General features: G+C 62.2%; 1 protein-coding gene. It reads left to right on the top strand.

Features of this window, described 5'->3' with window-relative positions:
* Positions 1 to 5: 5 nt before the first annotated feature.
* The coding region (hemH, locus tag EN969_RS33250; RefSeq protein ID WP_127419863.1) for a ferrochelatase at positions 6 to 866 on the top strand (861 nt) is incomplete at its 3' end.

Here is an 866-nt window from a genome sequence, read left to right as displayed (position 1 = left end):
CCCTTATGACGCTTCCCCCCCCTGCCGATCCCAAGGTCGCAAAAGCGCTCGGCCCGTTGCCCGCTGGGCATCCGCCGGTCAAGGCGGGCAAGATCGGCGTCATGCTGGTCAATCTGGGCACGCCCGATGGCACCGATTTCAAGCCGATGTGGCGGTATCTGCGTGAATTCCTGTCCGATCCGCGCGTCATCGAGCTCAACAGGGCGATCTGGTATCCGATCCTCTATGGACTTGTGCTCACCACGCGCCCCAAGAAGTCGGGCGCCAATTACGCCCGGATCTGGAACCGGGAAAAGAACGAGTCGCCGCTGCGCACCTACACCCGTGCCCAGGCCGAAAAGCTGGCCGAAGCGCTGCGCGACCTGCCTGATGTCGTCGTCGACTGGGCGATGCGCTATGGCAATCCTTCGACCGCCAGCATTGCCCAGCGTCTGGCCGACCAGGGCTGCGACCGCATTCTTTCGTTTCCGCTCTATCCGCAATATTCGGCGACGACCACGGCAACAGCCAACGACCAGCTGTTTCGCGCGCTGATGAAGATGCGCCGCGCGCCGGCCGTCCGCAGCGTGCCGCCCTACTATGACGAGCCGGTCTATATCGAGGCGCTGGCGCGTTCGATCGAACGGCATCTGGCGACGCTGGATTTCGAGCCGGAGGTGGTCATCACCTCCTATCACGGCATTCCAAAACCCTATTTCGAGAAGGGCGATCCCTATCATTGCCACTGCCAGAAGACGACGCGGCTGTTGCGCGAACGGCTCGGCTGGGATGACAGGAAACTGATCATCACCTTCCAGTCGCGCTTCGGCGCGCAGGAATGGCTGCAACCCTATACCGACAAGACGGTGGAGAAACTCGCACAGGAC

Source organism: Mesorhizobium sp. M7A.F.Ca.CA.003.01.2.1, assembly GCF_003998945.1.
Lineage (GTDB): Bacteria > Pseudomonadota > Alphaproteobacteria > Rhizobiales > Rhizobiaceae > Mesorhizobium > Mesorhizobium ciceri.
The sequence above is the reverse complement of the archived record's forward strand: the minus strand, read 5'-3'. Positions and strand labels throughout refer to the sequence as shown.